The 19,389-nt window shown below is 49.3% G+C and carries 8 protein-coding genes and 3 pseudogenes; 3 read left to right on the plus strand and 8 right to left on the minus strand.

Features of this window, described 5'->3' with window-relative positions:
• Positions 1-19: 19 nt before the first annotated feature.
• The 7 genes and pseudogenes from LOZ86_RS17655 to uvrA all read right to left on the minus strand — a co-directional run bounded on the left by LOZ86_RS17655 (position 20) and on the right by uvrA (position 7,737).
• Positions 20-1,213, minus strand: coding sequence for an amino acid aminotransferase (locus tag LOZ86_RS17655; protein ID WP_039483670.1), 1,194 nt, complete (start codon positions 1,211-1,213; stop codon positions 20-22).
• A gap of 64 nt (positions 1,214-1,277) precedes the next feature.
• Positions 1,278-1,718, minus strand: a pseudogene (locus LOZ86_RS17660) (YitT family protein); the annotation flags it as partial.
• 14 nt (positions 1,719-1,732) lie between these two features.
• Positions 1,733-3,062, minus strand: a pseudogene (locus LOZ86_RS17665) (IS4 family transposase).
• A gap of 81 nt (positions 3,063-3,143) precedes the next feature.
• A pseudogene (locus LOZ86_RS17670) lies at positions 3,144-3,329 on the minus strand (YitT family protein); the annotation flags it as partial.
• 250 nt (positions 3,330-3,579) lie between these two features.
• Positions 3,580-4,059 carry an Lrp/AsnC family transcriptional regulator gene (locus LOZ86_RS17675; protein WP_039483666.1) on the minus strand — a complete coding sequence of 160 codons (480 nt, stop codon included), beginning with the start codon at positions 4,057-4,059 and terminating at the stop codon, positions 3,580-3,582.
• A gap of 408 nt (positions 4,060-4,467) precedes the next feature.
• Complete coding sequence (locus tag LOZ86_RS17680) at positions 4,468-4,887, minus strand: secondary thiamine-phosphate synthase enzyme YjbQ (RefSeq protein ID WP_039513034.1); 420 nt, start codon at positions 4,885-4,887, stop codon at positions 4,468-4,470.
• 15 nt (positions 4,888-4,902) lie between these two features.
• A complete protein-coding gene (uvrA, locus tag LOZ86_RS17685) occupies positions 4,903-7,737 on the minus strand; it encodes an excinuclease ABC subunit UvrA (RefSeq protein ID WP_039470146.1) in 2,835 nt (944 codons plus the stop codon).
• A 324-nt stretch (positions 7,738-8,061) separates the two neighbouring features.
• Here uvrA and ssb1 point away from each other — a divergent pair, with 324 nt between their 5' ends.
• The 3 genes from ssb1 to LOZ86_RS17700 all read left to right on the plus strand — a co-directional run bounded on the left by ssb1 (position 8,062) and on the right by LOZ86_RS17700 (position 17,880).
• Positions 8,062-8,622, plus strand: a complete 561-nt coding sequence (gene ssb1 / locus LOZ86_RS17690; protein WP_039483661.1) for a single-stranded DNA-binding protein SSB1 — start codon at positions 8,062-8,064, stop codon at positions 8,620-8,622.
• A 583-nt stretch (positions 8,623-9,205) separates the two neighbouring features.
• Positions 9,206-9,487, plus strand: coding sequence for a hypothetical protein (locus LOZ86_RS17695; RefSeq protein WP_039483659.1), 282 nt, complete (start codon positions 9,206-9,208; stop codon positions 9,485-9,487).
• 191 nt (positions 9,488-9,678) lie between these two features.
• Entirely contained in the window at positions 9,679-17,880 is an 8,202-nt protein-coding gene (locus LOZ86_RS17700) for an RHS repeat domain-containing protein (protein WP_039483657.1), read from the plus strand.
• A gap of 522 nt (positions 17,881-18,402) precedes the next feature.
• On the opposite strand, the gene LOZ86_RS17705 is transcribed toward LOZ86_RS17700, so the two are convergent.
• Positions 18,403-19,317, minus strand: a complete 915-nt coding sequence (locus tag LOZ86_RS17705) for a LysR family transcriptional regulator (protein WP_230242530.1) — start codon at positions 19,315-19,317, stop codon at positions 18,403-18,405.
• Positions 19,318-19,389 lie beyond the last annotated feature (72 nt).

A 19,389-nucleotide genomic window follows, 5' to 3' on the forward strand; every position in this document is an offset into this window, starting at 1 on the left:
GGCGTTGTCATTTTACAATTTACTGAATCGCGGCGAAAGCCGCAGCGACGCGCTGGACGTTGCTGTGGTTTAGCCCCGCCATACACATACGGCCGCTGGCGATCAGGTAGACGCCGAATTCTTCACGCAGACGATCGACCTGTTCCGGGCTGAAACCGGTGTAGCTGAACATGCCGCGCTGGGTGAGCAGGTAATCGAAGTTACGGTTCGGCAGCGCATTTTTCAGTGCTGAAACCAGCTCCTGACGCATGCTCAGAATGCGGGTGCGCATCTCTTCAACTTCCGCTTTCCAGTCAGCGTTCAACTGTGCGTCGTTCAGGACTTTAGAAACTACCTGTGCGCCAAAATTCGGCGGAGAAGAGTAGTTGCGGCGAACGGTGGCTTTTAGCTGGCCCAGCACGCGCTGTGCGCTATCGGCATCGTCGCACACCACGGAAAGACCACCAACGCGCTCGCTATACAGTGAGAAAATCTTGGAGAACGAGTTGGCGATGAGTGCCGGAACGCCCGCGCTGGCAACGGCGCGAATCGCATAGGCATCCTGCTCAATCCCGAGACCAAAGCCCTGATAGGCGATGTCCATAAACGGAATCAGCTCACGCTGGATGATGACCTCAATGACGCGATCCCACTGTTCGGTGGTGAGGTCGGAACCGGTCGGGTTGTGGCAGCACGGATGCAGCAGCACGATGCTGCGTGCTGGCAACGCTTGCAGGGTGGCGAGCATGGCGTCAAATTTCACGCCCAGGTTTTCGCCATCGAAATACGGATAGGTGTGAACGTTAAAGCCTGCGCCCTCAAAAATCGCAATATGGTTTTCCCATGTTGGATCGCTGACCCACACCTCTGAGTTCGGGAAGTAGCGTTTCAGGAAATCCGCACCGACTTTCAGCGCACCAGAACCGCCCAGCGTCTGGATGGTGGCGATGCGACCCGCTTCCAGTACCGCATGGTTTTCACCAAACAGCAGGTGTTGGATTGCGGTACGGTAAGGCTGTAACCCTTCCATCGGCAGATAAGAGCTCGCGCTCTGTGCCGGCTGTTTCAGGCTGCTTTCGGCCGCGCTGACGGATCGCAGTTGCGGGATAATATTCTGCTCGTTGTAGTAGAGCCCGATACTCAAATTGATCTTATCCGCTCTTGGATCCTGTTTGAATTTTTCCATCAGAGACAGGATAGGATCTCCGGCATAGGTATCAACGTTTTGAAACACAGTGTAGCTCTCCTGAGTGTGTCATTTTTATGGGTACCGCAACCCCGACGATGGTGGGGGACAATCAGGCCGCGTAACGGCCGGGGCGATGGTTCATCGCGATAATCAGATTCAGAATGGTTGCCCCCAGAATCGAAGCAATCAACATCGGTATGCTTACCACGAACAGGGAAGTCAGCACAATCACAACGTCAACGCCCATCTGGAGTTTTCCCGCTCGCAGGCCGTATTTGTCCTGAAGATACAGCGCCAGAATATTCATACCGCCGAGGCTGGCCTTATGGCGGAACAGCACCACGAAGCCGATACCGGTGATGATATTGCCAAATAGCGTGGCGTAGAACGGGTTGAGCTGATCGAAATGAACGAACATTGGGTGCAGGTCTGAAAACAGAGAAACCAGCCCGACGGCGCAGAACGTTTTCACCGTGAATTCCCATCCCATGCGGCGCACGGCCAGATAATAGAAGGGTAGATTCAGCAGGAAAAAGGCAACGCCAAAGGAGTAATGCCAGTCAGTTAAGCAACTGACTGGCTGTTTTTCTTCGCTTTTCGATATTTATAAGGCCTTTCTTTCACCACTCTCGGGAAGGTTCTTTCTCTTCTTATCGGCAGCTTCACCATCTGTCCCATACTCTCCAGATCTCGCAGTAGTTCAGGGATACGACCCGGCGATGCACCCTGAAGCGTCATCAACATCCTCATGACCAGCCCGCAGGATTCTGAGAAGCTCAGCTGATTTGGCCAGTAACCTTTCAGTTGACTGGCCATTTTAATCATCTGATATCTCACGAGATTATACGCCAGCAGCACACCCCATAACTCCTGCTCCACAAGTTCCGGTTTTTTGCTTCTCAGTGTCAGTCTGCTCAGTTGCATTGTCTGTTTGATTTCACGGTAACCCAACTCGATTTCCCAACGGTGACTGTAAAGCTCAACCATTTCACCTCCCGGATAACGCATGCCATCAGTCATCGAAGTCAGTAACTGATAGATTTTTCCTTTACGGCTATAGGTCAGTAATCGGGCTGTCACTTCTGTACTCAGTCCCGGCCATTTTTTGCGGGATTGTGGCGTAGTTTTCAACTGTACCAGATGATCGCCTTTTCCCAGTTTCCGGACCTCCTCGTAACGGGTACCTTTCTTAAGCGGTATCATCCAGTGTCGGTGTTCTCCCGCACGCTTCCAGCAAGCATTCAGCAACCCTAATGAGTAATACCCTTTATCGAGCAGCGTCAGCGTATTATCTGCGGTCTGGTCTATCAGTTGCTCAGCCAGGTATATTCGCTGTCTTTCATCGTACCGAAGGCTGCTGCGGTTATCAGATGGCTGGTCAGCTCCATCTGACAGACCATTTTGACCTGCGGGTAGGTAAGGTTGGGCCGCAGTAAGTCTGGCGCGGGAAGGCGGTATCATTTTCAGGTGTTTCCTGTGTGCGCCAGACGACGCCATCCATCGCCAGTAACGTCAATCCACACCAGTGGGGATGCGCCACAGCGTTGTGCCACAAGTGAGCGGTGTGCGTGAACACCCGTCGAACGGCGTCACTTCCGAGCCGCTGTCGAGTATGGATAACCGCGCTGGGAGCAACAAAGGGACGGTTACCGGGCAGCATAATATCCAGCCGATTGACAATCTGATGAAGCGGCTCCTTACGTTCAAGCGCCATGCCGACAACGCACCAGACCATCATTTCGAGAGGAAGACGGCGTTTACGCAGGGTGACCACGCCGGACTCAGCAAGGCAACGGGCAATAAGTTCTGGGTCAAGAAAGTCGCCAAGAGAAGTCAAAGGATTACGGGTCGAATCGTAACGTGAAACGAGGTCGATGGCCTGAGAGATACGCATAAAAAATCCGGAAATGAAGAACACTTCCGGATTCTTACACAGCTATTGGATCGTTCAACTGATCCTTAACTGATCAGCATTAACGCCAAAGGAGACATTTGTCAGATAGTGGGTAAGGAAAGCGATGCCAGCTGTGCCGCCAGTGAGGGCACCGGCCTGACGCAGCAGAATGACGCCAAACGATACCATCAGCGTGCCGATCAGTATCGCCAGAATATCTTCCAGCAGCGTGTGTGATATTTTTTGTGTGGGAATAACGTTATCCATGGTGAGCACTCAACAGACTGTCGTAAAAACATGTGCTTACCAAAGCAAGAATCGCACCAGATAGTGCTGCTTAGCGTCTGGCGTCTGCATAATCTCGCCTGCGATAAGAGCAACGTATTGAATTATATAAATGAAAATAATGCGTGATTCATGCGTTTTTTATTATTTATTTGTCTTTTTCGTGCATTTTTTTCGGATTTGTTGCGTGAAATACTTATTTCCTGCACCAAATAGAGGCAATCGCCCCAATTCAGGGCAACGCAGGCAGTTCTGGCATCATCAACCCGTTCTCTTTGAGGCGGTTCAATACCACGGAGGTTTTCAGGTGCGCGACGCTCTTGTTCTGCGACAGAATCTGGCTAATCAGCGTGCTGAGTCCGGGTAGATCTGCCACGGCGACTTTTAACAGATAATCGGCATCACCCGTGGTTTTATAGGCGTCGATGATGGCGTCCACTTCCCCCAGCATCTGGTGAAAGCGCTCAACGTATTCGCTGGTGTGGTTGATCAGTCGCACTTCAATCAACCCCAGACATTCCAGCCCGACCGCGTTCGGCGACAGGCGGGCATGATAGCCAAGAATCATCTGTGCCTGCTCCAGTGCGATGCGACGGCGGGAACACTGCGAGGCGGAAAGCCCAACCAGATCGCTCAGTTCCTGATTGGTCAAGCGGCCGTTCGTCTGTAGCAGCGTCAGGATTTTCAGATCGAAGTCATCAATGTGGTACATCGCGTTTCCTAAACAGTATCAGGCAGTCGGCCAAACAGACTACCAGCTTTTTAAGCCACGTTGCCTATGAGTTTTTTATTGCTGATTTTCAGCACGTTTTATTTTCTAAGCTGCCTATGCGGCAGTGAACAATCCAGGGCGCATAGCGGCTTTGCATTACCTTTTCTAAGCTGCCTGTGCGGCAGTGAACCAACTATCAATTGTTCTGTGTTAGTTGTTACTTTTCTAAGCTGCCTGTGCGGCAGTGAACAAACGAAGGAAACAAAGGTTCAGGTCGATTATTTTCTAAGCTGCCGTATAGGTAGCTTAGAAACATTGCGTAGTGCCCATAACAACACAGCGGTTCACTGCCGTACAGGCAGCTAGATACTTATCAGAATGCGTCGCTAGCGCGACGCATTTCGGGAGCTATTCCCCGTTGAGTGTGACAACCAGCGAGCGGCTGCCGCCGTGGTTACGATGTTCACACAGGTAAATGCCCTGCCAGGTGCCGATATTCAGGCGTCCGTTGGTGATGGGAATCATCAGGCTGTTGCCCAGCAGGCTGCCTTTCAGGTGCGCGGGCATGTCGTCGCTACCTTCATAAGTATGACGGTAGTACGGTTCATTCTCCGGCACTAACCGATTAAAGAAACTCTCGAAATCTTGCCGCACCGTGGGGTCGGCATTCTCATTAATCGTTAGCGCTGCCGAGGTATGTTTGATGAACACGTGCATCAGCCCAACGTTTATCTGGCGCAGAGCGATAACCTGCGCCAGTATTTCGTCAGTCACCAGATGGAAGCCTCTGGCTTTCGGCTTCAGGCGGATTTCATATTGTGCCCACATCACCGCCTCCTGATATCAGGCTTCGCGCGCCAAAATCGGTCGCAGGAAGCGCGCTGTGTGAGACTGTTCGCACTCTGCCACCGTTTCCGGCGTGCCGGAGACCAGAATTTCCCCGCCGCCGCTGCCGCCTTCCGGCCCTAAGTCGACAATCCAGTCTGCCGTTTTAATCACATCCAGATTGTGCTCAATCACCACGATGGTATTACCCTGATCGCGCAACTGATGCAGAACGGTAAGAAGCTGCTGAATATCGGCAAAGTGCAGGCCAGTTGTTGGTTCGTCGAGAATATACAGCGTCTGCCCAGTTCCGCGTTTCGACAGCTCGCGTGATAGTTTCACACGCTGCGCTTCCCCGCCGGATAGCGTGGTGGCCGACTGCCCAAGGCGAATGTAGGACAGGCCGACGTCGATCAGCGTTTGCAGCTTCCGCGCCAGCGCCGGAATGGCATCAAAGAACTCTCGCGCCTCTTCAATGGTCATATCCAGCACTTCATGGATGCCTTTGCCTTTGTATTGAATCTCCAACGTTTCGCGGTTATAGCGCTTGCCTTTGCACTGGTCACACGGCACATAGACATCCGGCAGGAAGTGCATTTCGACCTTAATCACGCCGTCGCCCTGACAGGCTTCACAGCGCCCGCCGCGCACGTTAAAACTGAAACGGCCGGGGTTGTAGCCACGGGTACGGGCTTCCGGCACGCCAGCAAACAGTTCACGAATCGGCGTGAAAATACCGGTATAAGTTGCAGGGTTGGAGCGCGGCGTACGACCGATCGGGCTTTGATCGATATCGATCACCTTATCGAAATGTTCCAGCCCCTGAATCTCGCGGTGTGCGGCAGGCTCTGCCAGCGTTGCACCGTTCAGTTGGCGCTGCGCCAGTGGGAACAAGGTATCGTTGATAAGGGTCGATTTACCCGACCCTGACACGCCGGTGATGCAGGTAAACAGCCCAACTGGCAGCGTCAGCGTGACGTCTTTCAGGTTATTGCCCTTCGCGCCAATCAGCTTGAGCACTTTGGTCGGATCCGCAGGCACGCGCTGTTTCGGGATTTCAATCTTGCGTTTACCGCTGAGGAACTGCCCCGTCAGCGAATCCGGCACCGCCATGATCTCTTCCATCGTGCCTTCTGCGACAATCTGCCCGCCGTGCACGCCCGCACCGGGGCCGATATCAATCACATGGTCAGCGGCGCGAATCGCATCTTCATCATGTTCCACCACAATGACGGTATTGCCCAGATTACGCAGGTGAATCAGGGTTTCCAGCAGGCGCTCATTGTCGCGCTGATGCAGGCCGATAGACGGCTCATCCAGCACGTACATCACGCCAACCAGTCCGGCACCGATCTGGCTCGCCAGACGAATGCGCTGCGCCTCGCCGCCGGACAGCGTTTCCGCCGAACGGGAGAGCGACAAATAGTTCAGCCCGACATTCACCAGAAACTTGAGTCGATCGCCAATCTCTTTCAGCACTTTCTCGGCGATTTGAGCGCGTTGTCCACTCAGCTTCATGTTCTGGAAAAACGTCATCGCATGGCCGATGCTCATATCGGAAATCTGCGGTAGCGTCGTCTGCTCGACAAACACGTTACGCGCTTCTTCACGCAGGCGCGTTCCGCCACAGCTGGCGCAGGAACGGTTACTGATGAATTTCGCCAGCTCTTCGCGCACCGCCGTGGATTCCGTCTCTTTATAACGGCGCTCCATGTTGTGCAGCACGCCTTCGAACGGATGGCGACGTATCGAGGTATCGCCGCGATCGTTGATATATTTGAATTCGACGTTCTCTTTACCGGAGCCGTACAGAATCACTTTCTGAACCGCGGCGCTCAGGCTTTCAAACGGGGCATCGACGTCAAATTTGTAGTGCTCCGCCAGTGAGCGCAGCATCTGAAAATAGTAGAAGTTGCGACGGTCCCAGCCGCGAATTGCGCCGCCTGCCAGCGACAGCTCGGCATTTTGTACCACGCGGGACGGATCGAAGAACTGCTGTACACCCAGACCATCACAGCTTGGGCACGCGCCCGCCGGATTATTGAACGAGAACATGCGCGGTTCCAGCTCATGCATGCTGTAGCCACACACCGGGCAGGCAAAGTTCGCCGAGAACAGCAGTTCAGGCTGCGTCGGGTCGTCCATATCCGCGACCACCACGCTACCACCAGACAGATCCAGCGCGGTTTCGAATGACTCAGCCAGCCGCTGCGCCAAATCGTCGCGCACTTTAAACCGGTCAACGACGACTTCAATGGTGTGCTTTTTCTGTAATTCCAGCTTCGGCGGATCGGACAGATCGCACACTTCGCCGTCGATACGGGCGCGGATATAGCCCTGTGAAGCCAGGTTTTCCAACGTCTTGCTATGTTCGCCTTTGCGATCTTTCACAATCGGCGCCAGCAGCATCAGGCGTTTGCCTTCCGGCTGCGCCAGCACATTGTCCACCATCTGGCTGACCGTCTGCGCATCCAGCGGCACATCATGCTCTGGGCAGCGCGGTTCACCCACGCGTGCAAACAGCAGACGCAGGTAGTCATGAATTTCGGTAATCGTCCCGACCGTGGAACGCGGGTTATGCGAGGTGGATTTCTGTTCGATAGAGATGGCGGGCGACAGCCCTTCTATATGATCGACGTCCGGTTTTTCCATCAGCGACAGGAACTGACGGGCGTAGGCGGAGAGTGATTCCACATAGCGCCGCTGCCCTTCGGCATACAGCGTGTCAAACGCCAGCGATGACTTACCCGAACCAGACAAACCGGTGATTACAATCAGCTTGTCACGAGGAATTATCAGGTTGATATTCTTTAGATTATGGGTACGAGCACCACGAACTTCGATCTTATCCATTCACACACTTCCCGGAATAAAAACGGTTTGTCATCGCCTCTCGAACGGAGAGAGCCGGTACGAAACCAGCAATTATGGCATAAAAAAAACGCCAGACGCGTTTTTTAACGTCGCTTGCGACGGCCCGATAGGGTGGCAAGCAGGGATAGCTTGCCATAAAAAAAACTGAATGAATATCCAGTATTAAACCCGTTTACTTTGCAAACGCTGCAAATCTTACTTTCATTTCTGAAGCCATTTCGCAGGTATGACAGAGCGTTCCCCACATGGTAAGATTGATCGTTTAGACTTAAAATAAATCTATCGATTCATCAGGAGACGAGCATGGCCAGCAGAGGCGTTAATAAAGTGATTCTTGTCGGGAATCTGGGTCAAGACCCGGAAATCCGCTATATGCCGAATGGTGGTGCAGTTGCCAACATCACGCTGGCTACGTCGGAAAGCTGGCGTGACAAGCAAACCGGTGAGCAGAAAGAGAAGACCGAATGGCACCGCGTGGTCCTGTTCGGCAAACTGGCAGAAGTCGCGGGCGAATACCTGCGTAAAGGCTCTCAGGTTTACATCGAAGGCGCACTGCAAACCCGTAAATGGGCCGATCAGGCTGGCGTAGAGCGCTACACCACCGAAGTCGTCGTTAACGTCGGCGGCACCATGCAAATGCTGGGTGGACGCCAAGGCGGCGGCGCACCAGCAGGCGGTGGCAATGCAGGTGGCGGTCAGCAACAAGGCGGTTGGGGTCAACCTCAGCAGCCGCAGGGCGGCAACCAGTTCAGCGGCGGTGCGCAGTCTCAACAGCGTCCTGCACAGAACAATGCTTCCGCAAACAATGCTCCAGCGCAAAGCAACGAACCACCAATGGATTTCGACGACGACATTCCGTTCTGAAGATGACCTTAGAGTTATTAGTAAAGAATTAAATATAAGTCCCGTTATTACGGGGCTTTTTATTTACCAAGGCTGAGTCAGCGTCTCAAAGCTCACCAGATTTGATTACACAACGGTAACCCTGTCGTACAAAATCATTAATGAAATCCCCACCCCAAGTTATAAAATATTAAGATAAATAATTAATAAAAATCTATATTGTCATTATCGCTCTGCGTATATTATTTATTGAATAATAAAATTATCACAAAAAAAATAAATACAAATAAATATTTTACACTTTATGTCATTATTTTTTAGGTAACCACTAAAGACATCGTTATCAAAATAACTTATGAAATATGAATAATTATGCCCCTCGCAAAAAATGATCTAGCTAATAATTTACATGGTTACAATAAGGTCATTTAAAAATAAAAACAATGAGATAAAAAACAATAGTCACAAGCTATTTTTATATCATCAACATTGACAAAACCATTCATTGGATATAAATTAATATTGCACCAATTTTATTAAATAGCTAACAAAAACATCCCTGAAATAAAACATCGCTACAATTACTTATTAATAAGGATAAGCTATGTCCACTACAAAATTTCAAGTTGTCAAAATTCAATCAGGTTCACCACAACATATAGATTTCGGAACTCGTGTACTTAATGCCTCTGTCGCAGTTCAAGCCTTTGAACTTTCTTTCGGTAATACTGACCACCATTTAAAAACCATCAGCGTTGCCAGCTCAATATCAAGTTTTAGTGGCGACCGCGTAACCATTTCTGCAACCTGTTTTATGGAAGACCAGTCCAACCATAAAGCCTATGGCAGCGTCAACGTTCTGGTTATCGCAGAATGTGATTCCTAATTTTATATTTCTCTTTTTTTATTAATTATATCGCAGGTAGCAGAAATGCTATCTGCGATTTTGAGTACCAGCACACCGTTCAGAATACACGGTTAAAACGTCAGAAATCCATTATCTTCACTACATATTACCGTCTCTAACTTCATCTATACATCCTGACTGATAACGCTTCATGAAAAGGGTATAAGAAAATGAAAAACAGCACGAACAGTCAAATCCCACAAATACGTCCAAGCCAATTCGAAAAAAACATCAACAATATATTTAAAGACAGTGTTAATTTATTTCGTGGTGATCTAAACTTACCTTTAGATCTGGTTTCACTAAAAGGAAGGAATAAACTGGATGTGAAGGTGACGGCATCCTATGGCAGTAATGTTAAAAATGAAACTCATCAATCAAATGCCAGCGCGCCAACCAGTATACTGGGGTTAGGCTGGAAACTGCCTTTTGAAAGAATAGAAGTAGAGACACGAGGAAATGCCTCACCGGACGACAATACCTATAAAATTTATACCAATAATAGCGTAACAGAACTGATAAGAACAAAAAATGAATGGAAGCGTGCGACACTTTCCAGTAATAGCACTAACACTTTAAACAAAGGAAAAATAGATTCAACCATTCAATCTCAATTTATTGAATCTGGAATAGAAATTGATATTAACGCTAGTGTCAATACCGTCAATCAGAATCAACAATGGAAAATCAACGATAGCCAGAATCAACGTATTTTTATCGTTAATAACCAAGGCTCTCACCTGATTGTCCTTTCCGGCGGTTTTTCTTTTGAATGTTTCCAATATGATTTCAGTAAAATTTTATATTACCCAGAGTTTGAACGCTGGGAAATTGTAAAAGACGATGGCACCAGCTATTTTTATGGTGGAATAATCCCAAATCAACACGTAATTCAATGGAAAGTAAGATGGGGTAATTGGTCAGGGCAATCTGCGCTGACACATCTCGAGGATAAAACATTATTGCAATCAAGATTCGCAGCAGTCTGGAATCTGGCGCAAATCGAGAGTCTCTGGGGAGATACGATCGCTTTCAACTATGATGTGGTTGAGCAGCAGGTTGGTGACAGTGGGCTATCGTTTACTAAGGCCTGCTATCTTTTAACGATAACCGACATGTTTCACCGCACCATTAACTTCAACTACAAGGAAAAACAGTACGATATCAGTTCCCCTGCTGGCCCGCGCGAATACCTGTCTCCACATTGGAATGCTCCCTATACACAAATCCCAAACAATCAACCTAGCCCCTATCAGGACAGATACGAAACGCGTTATCTGGATCATATTGTCGTCAATAATCCTAAAGGTGCTCTACTTTATACCGTGCAACTGGGTTATGACATTAGCAGCAATTTCAGCCACTACACAAAAAGTGACAACCTCTACGGCGATACGGTCAAACGCACGCTGACCAGCATACAACGCACGTATGCCAACCAATCTTCTCTGCCAGATTTGCAACTCAGCTACTGGGCTGCAGGCAGCGTTAACGCTGGTGCACTAAGCCGCGCTATTACGCCCGATGGAGCCGATATCGCCTACCAATACAAACAGCAGACGTTGCCACTTTGTGACAGGCAACGGCAAATTACTAACCCCTGGCCACGCACCGCAAAGCCCCGAGTCTGGTTCGGCGCGGACTATGTGGTCAGCCTATGGCTAAACGAATCGACCGACCAAATCCATGTCACGCTCTATACCTGGTTAGGTCGATGGCAACAATGGGTACCCAAGCAGCAGATAATTAATGCCGCATTTGATATCAATAGTGTGAACGTGGTTACCAGTACTGATTTTGCCTGTCTGACCTATTCCAGCCCACAGAATGAAAAATCAGGCGTACACGTTTACCATAAAGATAACCGCAAATGGGGGGAATGGCTCGAAACTGCACCGATAAATGCAAAAACCGCTCATTTACAAATCGCTGCGGGTGATAATTTCTTCGTTACTTGTGATAAAGATAACCGCAAGCTACTACGCTACACATGGAATAGCTTTGCCAAGTCATGGATTATTGAAGAGAGATCCTCCGATCTTGCAGCAAATAAGCCAAACAGCAAACCTTACATCACCGCTACAAACAAGTACTACGCTATCCTGGACTATTCGCCAGAAAGCGGCGGCTCACATCACAATACATTCACGCTCTACTATCAGGACGGTGGCGAGCAATGGCATACCGGCGCGTCCACAACGCTAGCCTTTACAATAGGCACTAACCCAGCAAACAACTTTGGGTTTGCCAGCAGCGCCTCGTTTATTGCGCTGACTTACATTACTCAGGAAGTTTCTCTTAGCGTTGATTACACGATTAAAGTTCTGGAATGGGACGCTACTTTTAGCACGATAAAGAGTGTCGATTTCCCCTGCAGGTTACCGAAAAGTAATCCATCTAAAGTGATTACCATTCCTTTTATTGCCAGGTTCATTAACAACAGCATGATTGCTTCTGGCCCTCATTTGCTGCGTTACAACGGCGCATCATGGCTGTTCAACAAGAGCCTAAACTTCCGCGATACCTGTAGCGATCAGGACATAAACTGGTATGCCTATGGCACCGATTACGCCATTGCCGTCAGCAATCGAGAATCTGCCGTACAAGCTAAACTCATCGGTTACGATCCAGCAACCCAAATTACCCGTTGGGATAACAGCGCCACGGACTTATATAGCAAAGATGGCCCAACATCAGCACGGAAAATACATTTCTTTCCAACAGCAGGTGCTGATATTGCCACTATGGGAAATCGTATCTATCAGCGTGGCTCATGGCGTAATTGGCAAGATGCGGTAAACCACTATCAGGAAGTGCCGTATGAAATAGACAGCACCACCATGATCAATCAGGGACCACGTTTTATTTCTTATCTGAATTTAGCGGGAAGTGCGGTCAAAGATACGACGGTCTGGCCATTTCTCAACCAGAATCTTGCCAATAAAGACATTATCGTCCAACGCTACTTCACACAGATCAACACTGACGGACAAATTAAAACCAACATTAATGGTCAATACCCTTCTGGTCTCTCCACTTTTGTCACTTACTTGCCACTGGAAAAGAGCTTTGATAACGCAGAAACCCTGACACTGAACCGTTATTTAGATAATACCCTGCAAGGTACGCTGGTGGATTATTGCGTCGATACCGTCAGTATCAATGACGGCTATACCACCAGCACGACAGCGTATATCTTTGATATCGCGACAGCGACCTGCGATCCAACCGGCGCCGTGTTTAAGTATTACAAAAGCACCTATTATCCGGGTACAGATACGCCAGCCATCCCTCGTTTTGGCTATACCGAGAATCATTACTTCAATGGATTAACCAGAAAAAACCAGAAGGTAAACGTATCAGACCAGGATGATTCAGGCCTTCTGGATGGCCAACTTATTGAACAAAAAACCTTCGATAGCAACAATATTCTGCTGGTCCATGAGCAAAAACATATCGAAGTATTTACAACGCTCAACGTCAATGGCGTACAACGTGATTTGTTTGGCGGCTACATCCGCAGCACCACCAACACGAGCATCAATGATGGCCTGCAGACCACAACGAGCTACATTTATGACAGCCAATTTGGCAAGCTTGTAGAAGAGACATTTGATAATGTCACCCGTGACGGTACGGTGGAAACGATCGCTAAACATTATAGTTATGCTTACCAGGCCTACCCATGGTTCTTGCTTAAGCACGTGATTGACGTTCCTTTCATGCATTTTGACTCAGTCACCACTCCAGCGAGTGGTAGTAAGAAAGGGATTATTTCCGGCAGCTTGCAACAATACCTTCCTCACTCACGCCAATACCCCATTTCTGGCCACCCTGCACCAACGGTGTGGGCAGCAAGCACTGCGTATATCCTGCAACAGGCTCCTGATGACACCGCGCCAGAGAACCCACATCTCGTCGCTTCCAATCCTGGCACATCATGGTTGAGGATAAATAGTATCCTGCACAGGCGCTTTTATGGCGCCATCACCTGCGCGAGCGATGCCACGAAACAAGTAGAAAGTACTCTGTGGGATAAAGACGAAATTCTACCTATCGCGACCTTCACCAGCAAAGACGATAACACCTGTGATTTTGTCGGTTTTGAACCCTATGAAACCTATGCGCTGAACTGGCAGTCATCGACTAGCAAGGGAACAATCGCAGACTACCTCGTCTCTGGCAATGCCTGCACGGGTACCAATAGCTTTAAGCTTGTGGCTCATAGCACCCTGTTGCGGACAACACCGCTGCAACACTCGCAAACGGCCATCATTGCTGGCTGGATAAAAGCGGAAAAAGGGTTTCTGACCAACGCGGGCAACGTTTATCTGGAAACACGCTCAGGAGGCGGTGAACGTAAAAAAGTGGTAATTATCCCTACCGATGAAGCGAAATGGGTGTACTGGCAGGCGGTCATCGACTATCAGGGAGACGGAACGCCTCTCCCACTTACGGTTGCATTCACTAATGAAAAATCTTCCACTTACCTTCTGATCAACAATATCAGCATTACTCCGTTGGCCAGCAATATGGAAGCGAAATTCTACGATCCGATCTACTGGGATGAAACAGCCACACTCGGCAACAATGCCGACATAACACGTTATGGTTACGATTCGCTGCGTCAGAAATTCACCGAAGTCGGTCCACAAGAAAACAGCAAAAGAGGTTCGGTAAGCTACGCGACGAAAAGCTGGAATAACGCACAGCCCTTTGTCTATCCTCAAAACGACCCATCCAGCAGTTGTGACATCATGGCGGCTGAAGGCGGCCTCTATGAAACCTTTATGGACGGCGAACAAACTTGGGATCGGTGGCTCCGAGACAGCGCAGCTGCCTGGCGGCTTAATAACGGCCAGCTCTATCACACAGGCTCAGCCGTTAACACTATTTCATGGCGCACAACTCAGCAGCATGATCGCTATGCTATTGGCGTTACCCTATCCTCTTCTTCCTCTCAGAATGTCGCTTTTGGTATCGCTATCGGTAATCACTTAAACGCCAAATGGCAGTCATCAACGGGCTGGACGCTGGAACTGAACGGCACAACACACAAAAACAGCAAGCTTAATGGTCAAGTGCCCGCAACCGTCTTGCTGATCCCCGTTAATGGTGCGGTACTCTTACTTGCCGATGGCCGACAAGTTTTTGCGATAAAAAATCCGACACCGATTAGTGGAGAATGCGTTTTTTCAGCACTGGGCGAGCTGCAATTGGCTAATCCTGTGACGTATCGCTTACCTCAAATTTCAATGAGTTATAAAAACGCTAATCGACAGGATATACAGTCTCAGGTATTAAATAGCACACAGTGTCTGGTTAAAGAAAAGTGCTATGACGCACTAGGGAACTGCATCGCTGAAACCAAGATAGCGACATTTGACAACACACTCTTCGGCTACCGCTCAGGGTTTGTCAGCAGGCTGGATAGCACAACGGGCATGATGAGTGGCGAAATCAGCACGCTTTATCCACAAGATGAAGGATACCCGTACAGCGGTACTCTTTATGAAGCGTCATCACTGAGGCGGCCACTCAAAAAAGGATTACCTGGTAAACTGTTTGCCATCACTAGTAGCAATAACCATACCACCCAGATTAGGTATGCCGTTACCGATCAGAAAAGTATCGCGGGAATTCTATATCGCCCTGGCGAATTATTGGTTACCGCGCTGACCGATGCTAATGGCTCTCAGGTTCTAGACATTAAAGATCGCAGAGGGCAAACGTTAGGCAAACAGACAAACGCAGATAACACTGTTGTTGATGCCGTTCAGCAACTATTTGATACTGCCGGAAATATCCAAAAAACCCTACATCCAAATGCCTTTTTAGAAGGCAATGATGCTGGGGCATTTACGACCAATAATCGCTATAACTTCCTGCAACAGCTTATATCCCGCACAATGACAGATACGGGAGAAACACGCTATATCTACGATGCCGCAGGTCGTTTACGCTTCAGTTCGACGCCACTAACAGTCGAGAAAGGAACCATTCTCTATAAGAAATATGACATTCTGGGCCGTATTGTTGAAGAAGGAGAGGTTCCACGTTCCTGGGGAGATGGCATCCAATTACAGGACATAGCAAACAACGATCCACATTACCCACAGAGCAACCTCTGGGAAACCCAGAATAGCTATGACGGAACAGGGGAAGACGTCACATTGCGTGGGCGGTTATGGAAAACGCAGAAACGAAACGCCAGCGGAGCAATAGTCGAGAATAGCTACGGCTACGATCGCTACGGCAATACGACACGCACCACCCTGAGCGTGCCAGAGAAAGCCGCGCAAACCACGACATATACTTACAACAATCTGGGTAATACCACGCGTATTGATTATCCAGCTGGTGCTCCCGTTCCCAGCGTCATTTATACCTACAATGACATGGGGCAGAACACCGCTGTCGGTACGGAGAACGAACCCGAAAAATTTGCCCAATACCGCTATCACGCTGACGGCAGCCTCGCCGGAGAACAGCTTAATAACACAGGAAGCCGTCCGCTTGTGCGTCGTCTGGCTTACAATTCTCCAGGATGGATAACAGAAATTACTAACCAGTATGCTGACGGTAGTCCACTACTCAAACATACTTTTAGCTACACATCCGGTGGCTATAACGACTCAGGTTACTACAACGGTAACATTGCCAGCGCCACCAGTGAAAACGGCATTAATCCAGAAAACACATTTACCTACCGCTACCAGTACGATAAGCGCAGCCAACTGATTGTTGCTCAGCACAGCTCTCACGCTGACTACAGTCTTGGCGTCGGCCACCCACTCACTTTCGATCCTAATGGCAACATCCTGTCTCTTCAGCAAGGAAGCGCACTGCGTACATATGATTACCTAAAGAACAGCAACAAGGTTGTCGCCGTCCATAACGATAATGCGCCAACACAGCATTACGGCTATGACACATTCGGCAACGTCACCGCCTCATCGCATCGTCATATTGCACGAATCGACTACAATGCATTGAATAATTTACCGCAGCTCGTTTCACTGGAAGATGGCAACTCGCTGGAATTTACCTATAACGGCCTTAATCAGCGCGTTATAAAGAGGCAGAGTAACGGTACACAAACGTTATATGTACATGGGCTGAGTGATTTTCCACTGATAGAGGCTGGGGAAAATCATACCCAATATATCTATGGCATTGGTGGCCTATTGGCGATGGTAAAAAACCAGGCAACCTACTATGTGCTGAAAGACTTACAGGGTTCGGTACGCGCCATCATCGCAGATGACGGTACCGTCGCTACCATGCTGGATTATATGCCTTTTGGTCAGCTATTTGCCAATAGCGTCGGTACGCCAGAGATCGCACACTATCGTTATACCGGCCAAGAGTTTGATGCTGAACTAGCAATCTACAACTATCGTGCACGTTTCTACGATCCTCAGCTTGGGCGTTTTTACTCGTGCGATCCCAGGTTCCAATATGGTGGTCCCTTCGTTTATTGCTACAACAACCCCGTCAACCAAACTGATCCTTCGGGTGAAATAGCGCCAATTCTGGTCATTTTGCTCATGGGGGCGCTGGTTGGTGCGGTAATTGGCGGCGGCGTGGCAGCCTACACAGGCATTCAATCCGGGCTAAAAGGCGGCGCACTGGCGGGTTATATCTTTGCCGGAGCAGGAATTGGCGCCGTTGCAGGCGCACTATCCGCAGCAGGTGGGGTCGGCGCTTTTGCCGCTGGGTCGGCGGCGGCAGCGGCAACATCGACAACGGCAGGCGGCATCATCGCGGGATCGTTTGTTGGAGCGGTCTCCGGAGGTGTGATTGGCGCTGCACAAGGTGTCAGCCAGCATTTTGTCAATGACGCCTTCGGCGTCGCCAACTCGGGAACCTGGCAACAATCGATGCTCAGCGGTGCGGTTACGGGTGCGATTGGTGGCGCGATCACTGGCGCGGTCTCCGGTGCAGGCGGCGCGTTTGCATATCAACAATCGAAGATTTACGACAAAATTATTGGTGCAGGTAACAGGCTCTCATTCAGCCCGTCATCGCTTACTGATGTCAGCAATGCCTACAGCTCGTTTGGCAGCCTGGGGGTCGTACCACAGTCTACTCAGCTCAGTCGCATACCCGTAATAAAAACCCTGCAAAGCCTCACGATGGGCAAATTAACGATACCAGCGTTTGGTAGTATAACAGGGGCAATAGCCAAACAGGGTGCGAAGCCATTTCTCCCTGCGTCAGGTGGAACAAATAGCTCGTCATCCACATCACAGAATCAGCTCCCTTCATTCTACGGACAACAGGCCTATAACCCGTCAATGGGCGGCAGCGTAGGGATGCAGGCGGCGCTAATCATGAACCCATCGAACTGGAATAACAACAAAGCGTAACCGTATTGCAGATGAGGAAAGTGGCGCGTCCTCATCTGCATAACGAATGAAAAGAGAAATGTATTTTTGGCTGCACAATGGGTGATCTTCCTCGCCAACATCGGTACTCGATCAATACGTAGCCAATGGCGCCACAGCAAATCAGCTGCTGGCTTTGGTCACCCCACAAGTCACCAAACCAGAAGTATCTCCCACCATGACTATATCGTATTGCTCAATTTATCAGCTGGGAACATATCACTGGCAATACAGATCGTTGACGCAGGCGATGCCAGCCAAAGAGAGGGATCCGTTTGGGAAACGAAAATTATTGTACGTTGAGGCTATTTTTTGAGCATACAAATTTGGGAAGATGTTAGTTAGTGAGTTACAGGGGTTGTACTTAATCGCTCTACATGTGTGATTATTCTTCACCGTTTTCCTAGTCGTTAACAACTCATACCGTCATTACGGCATCAGAATAATCAGCACCAGACGGACTGAGTTGCCCAGCCTACTGGTGACACAGGCTATTTTACAGGTTTACGGATGCGTATTTTCATTATCCGACGGTACACGACTTTTCTCCCTCAGAACGAAGGCATTGTCCGTACAGAATTCTATATAAGCTCTGGCAGCCGCAGAAACATACCTGTGCTTTTTATATACCAGATGCAACGATGAATAAGGCAGGTGCGTCTGAGGGAGGATCTCAATCAGTTCACCATTGTGAATGTATTCAGCAGCAAAAAACGCGGGCAATTCGGTAATGTAGTCACCTGCCAGAACCCCCTCACGCAAATGAAGATAGTCATTTACCATGAAGATGGTTGGAACATCATAGGCATGCTCACCCAGTATCCAGACAGGACGAGATCCTATCGCGGAACCCCATGCGGCACAGGGGAACTTCATGAGGTCTGTCGGCTCTTTGGGGAGGCTGCTGTTCAAAAAAAGTTTCGGGCTGGCGACCAGAATATGCCTGAAATCCATCAGATGGCGCGCCACGATATCATCATCAGCGACGCTTCCGACCCTTAGCGCAACATCAATGCCTTCAGAGATTAAATCCACGCGGCGTTCGGTCGTATAAACATTTATGGCTATACTTGGGTACATTCGCTGAAACTGCCTGATGATTTCCCACCATGGTTCAAGTGACTGGGGTATAGTCAGGCGCAGTCGCCCGGTAATATGGGGATCGCCGATTGCAAGAAAGTGATCAGCATCATTAAGTATATCTATGGCCGAACTCGTCTGGTTCAGTAATTTTTTTCCCGCTTCTGTTGCCCTGCAACCCTTAACTGTTCGTTCGAGCAGAACAACATTCAGTTCATGCTCGAGTTCAGCGATCCTGCGACTCAGTGTCGGAAGCGGTATGTTGTTCTGCCGTGCCGCAGCAGAAAGACTGCCACTGCGGGCTGCCAGTACAAACATCTTTAACGCATTTAAATCCATTCAATCCTCTCAAAAATGAAAGCATAGTTCTCAAATTAGTCGCTACAGCATGTTGAATTCGGATATTACAAT

The sequence above is a fragment of the Pectobacterium parvum genome (assembly GCF_020971565.1).
Taxonomy (GTDB): domain Bacteria; phylum Pseudomonadota; class Gammaproteobacteria; order Enterobacterales; family Enterobacteriaceae; genus Pectobacterium; species Pectobacterium polare.